This is a genomic window from Microcoleus sp. M2_D5 (genome assembly GCF_036701935.1).
GTDB lineage: Bacteria > Cyanobacteriota > Cyanobacteriia > Cyanobacteriales > Microcoleaceae > Microcoleus.
In genome coordinates this window covers 1-4,099 of record NZ_JAUBRP010000134.1, presented here as the reverse complement: position 1 = coordinate 4,099, position 4,099 = coordinate 1, and the positions used below count along the sequence as shown (strand labels likewise).

The 4,099-nt window shown below is 49.2% G+C and carries 1 protein-coding gene; it reads right to left on the bottom strand.

Annotation, left to right across the window (positions count from 1 at the left end):
* On the bottom strand, positions 1-3,831 hold a 3,831-nt coding region (locus tag QUA50_RS28590; RefSeq protein ID WP_333392292.1), incomplete at its 3' end, for a response regulator.
* Positions 3,832-4,099 lie beyond the last annotated feature (268 nt).

Genomic DNA, 4,099 nt, shown 5'->3' with positions numbered 1-4,099 from the left:
GATTTTCGATTTTCGATTGTTAGATTCATCAGTCGATTTTTGATTTTCGATTTTCGATTCTCGATTGTTAGATTCCTCGTCAGTCAATGGGGGATTTTCGATTTTCGATTTTCGATTATTAGATTGCTCATCAGTTGCGGAAAGTTCTGATTCTCCCGTGTCATTTTCTACAGTTAAATCTGCTGAAAATTGCTCGCGGATGCGGCGGGTAGTTTCCAGTCCGTCCATTTCCGGCATTTGCACATCCATCAGCACCACATCGTAAGGCTGGCGGCGCAAAGCTTCGAGCACTTCGATACCGTTTCCCGCCACATCCGCGCGATACCCCATCCGCTGTAAAATTTGCAAAGCCACCTTCTGATTCACCAAATGATCGTCAGCCAACAGAATCCGCAGGGGTAAGTTCTCGGCCAGCACCGGTATGGTTTGCAAGAAAAGCCCGCTGGTGCGCTGCCCTTTAAATTCCGTTGTCTGTTCTCCAAAAATATTGATTAAAACATTGTAAAGCTGAGATTGTTTGATGGGTTTATTCAAAAAAGCAGCAAACTCCATCTCCATAGCAGGATGGTTAATTTCTTGCCTGCCGATCGAAGTTAACATCACTAACGGCAACTTTTCGCAATCAGGATATTGGCGAATTTGCGCCGCTAAAGCCAACCCGTCCATTTCCGGCATTTGCATATCCAAAACTGCCAAGTCAAACACCTCTTTAGCAGCCAGCCAATCTAAAGCCAAACGAGCCGAAGCTGAAGCCCTAGCCACCATTCCCCAAGACTGAGCTTGGAGAGTCAAAATTCTGCGGTTGGTAGCATTGTCATCGACAATTAAGACTCGCTTGCCAGCTAATTCAGGTTGAGAATTGCTCAAGTTAAGTGGTAAGGAATTCTTGCAGCCCGAAACGATCGTACTAAAATAAAAACTAGAGCCCACGGATTTCGTATTTTGACGCGGAGGCTTGTTGCTGAGTACAGATTTGCCATAGCCATGTGTTTCGGCAATTTCGCAAGATTCTGCCCATCCCAAATCTAAAACTGCCGACGATCTAAAATCGGCAGGAGGATTGCCTGCGACACTACCCATACTTTCTACCCACATCCGGCCGCCCATCATTTCGGCCAAACGCTTGCTAATTGCCAAACCCAATCCGGTACCGCCGTACTGTCGGCTCGTTGAAGAATCAACCTGGCTGAAAGATTTAAATAGCCGATCCATGCGATCGCTCGGAATGCCAATACCGGTATCTTTGACCGCAAAATGTATTTCGTATGCTGGGTTAATTGCTATCGGTTCGCCAGCAATTAACGGCGGTTCTTTAGCGTTAGTCGCCGGCACTGAAATCTTTTTGGCAGTCACCGAAACCACCACTTCTCCAGCGTCGGTAAATTTAACCGCATTACTGAGCAAGTTGATTAAAATTTGCCTCAAGCGGGTGCTATCGCCGATCGCCGTTGCCGGTACTGTACGATCGATCAAGTAACCCACTTCCAGTTTTTTTTCTGCAGCCTTAGCAGCTACCAAGTCTAGAGATTCCTCAATGCAAGTGCGGATGTCAAACGGATGTTCCTCCAAGTCCAATTTGCCCGACTCAATTTTCGAGAAATCTAGAATATCGTTGATCAGCGTCAGCAACGCATCGCCGCTGCTGCGGATAGTTTCTACAAAATCGCGCTGTTCGCGAGTTAAGGGGGTATCCAGCAGCAAACCGGTCATGCCGATGACTCCATTCATCGGAGTGCGAATTTCGTGGCTCATGGTGGCTAAAAATTCGCTTTTGGCTCTAGTAGCCGCCAGTGCTTGATCGCGAGCTTTTGCCAAATCTACGTCAGTTTGCTGGCGTTCGAGTTCGCTTCCCACCCACTGAGCCATCAGTTTCACCAACTCTCTGTCTACAGCTCGGAACGGTTCTGTTACAGGAGTCGGAGAAAAGAAGCACAGAGTACCGTAAACTTCACCTCCCACGGTGACTGGAATGCCCATGTAAGCTTCGATGGGGAAAGCTCGATCGTGCGTGTTGAAGGACAAACCCGAAAATCGCACCGACTCGAAGTAAATCGGTTCTTTTGCCATTGCCGTAGCGACGCAGAAAGTTTTTTCCAGATCGTAGATTTGGTCTTTGACGATCGACCCGTCGGGACACTCAACAGCCATTATTTGATAGTTGTCGCCTTGAATGCAGGACAAAATTCCCACCGACAAGCCTAAATGCCGACATCCCATTCCCAGCAGTTCTTGGAGGCGCAAATCAAAGGTAGAGAGGTGGTTGAGCGGGTCTGTACGGGGAGCCGAAGTCACTTGGTACAAAGCTTTGATGGCAGCTTCGCTTTCTCGCAGTTCTTGTTCTGTTTGCTTCCGCACGCTGATGTCGCGGGAAATGCCGATAATTTCTTGCACTTCGCCGGTTTGGGGATCGCTGATCGTGCGGCCGGTGGTTTCAAACCAAATGTATTTGCCGTCTTTGCGGCGGATGCGGTAGCTGACTGTGTAAGTAACTGGGAGCGCCAGGACTTTCCAGTGAGCTTTGGCAATGATTTCTAAATCGTCGGGGTGAAAATAATCGTTGGGGACGCGGCCGATGAGTTCCGAAGGTTCGTATCCCAGCAAAGCCCTGCTGGCGGGGGAGACGTAAACAAACACGCCTGTGGGGTCGTGTCTGGTGATCATGTCGGTTGAGTTTTCGGCCATCAACCGATAGCGGTCTTCGCTTTCATTGCGTTCGACTTGAGAATTGCCCAATGCTTCTAGCATTCGGTTGATGGCGTCGGCCAAGCTTGCGAGTTCATCTTCTCCGGCAATATCAACGCGCAAGCTTGGATCGCCGTTGGCTGCGATGTTGCTGACGCTGGTGCTCAAGGAAGCCAATCTCGCCAAAACTAATTTTTCTAGCAACAGCAGGGCGATGGCGCTAAATATTAAACCTACTGCCAGTATTGATAAGGTAAACAGCTCCAAGGTAGCCTGACCTTGACTGTAAATGATGCGATCGGTCTCTACTCGCAGCAGCAGGGCTAGGTTGCCGTGGATGTCGCGAATCAGGGCGTATCCTGCGACTAAGGTGTCGCTGAGCGGCTCGACTAAAATTTCTACTGATTTGAGGTTGGAAATTTTGAGTTTGACATTTTCCAACTCCTGTCTCGATCGAGCAATCGCCTTCGCGCCCTGCCCGGAATAGTTCGCGGCTCCCACTTTAAAATCTAAACTCGGCAATCTAAAATCCACTGACAGGTGAGTCAGTTCTGAAAGCAAACCGATTTCGCTGCTGTCGAGGTAGCGTCCCAAGATCAGCGTCCCCCGCGACGGGCCTTGGGCGTTGCTGTTGAAGATGGGCTTGGCGGCAATCAGCAGTCGGGCTTCTGGCAGGGTGAGGACGCCTGTTTTGCCGGCCCGGCGATCGGCATCGACTGTCGGTGAGTCTAGTAGCGCCTCGGTCAAGTGCTGTTTTAAGCTTTCGGGAATCGGGATTTCTGTTTGGGATTTAAGGTCGAAACCTTTGCTGAAGATTGTCTTACCGTTGGAGTCCAGCAGCACCAATAAGTTTAGTCTCAAGTAAATAAATGTCGAATCGACGAAATTTGACTTGACAAAATTTTCGTTCCGTGTTTGGACAAAAGAGTAAGTATCGTCCCACTCGGCGTAATCTTGGGCGCTGGTGTCTAAATTCGACAAGTCGTCATCTAATGCGTCCAAAGCCCGTGCGACATCCTGGCGGACGTACTGTGCCTCCAGGTTGTGAAAATCATGCAGCAAAATAGTTGATGCAGTGGCATAGAGAACCACAATCAGGCTGATCAGCGCTGCACCGATGATTAATAGTGTTTTTTTTCGGAGTTGCATGGCGTCGCCCTCCTCACGGTGCTAATAGGCAACTAGCCAGGAGAGGTTTGAGACGTAGGTTGTTTAGCATTGGCGATCGCAGGGCCTGCGTGTTTGGACTTTTCTGGGCTGACGAAAGCAAAGCCCTTGGTATTCCCAAGGTATCCGGTATGTTGCCCCCCACAGCCAGTGTAGTATTTTCAGAGCTTTAGTTCCATATTATCCACAACCTATGACTTAGGAATGAGAATTAAATAACTTCCACTCTTGAAAGTGGGATGGGCGTCCC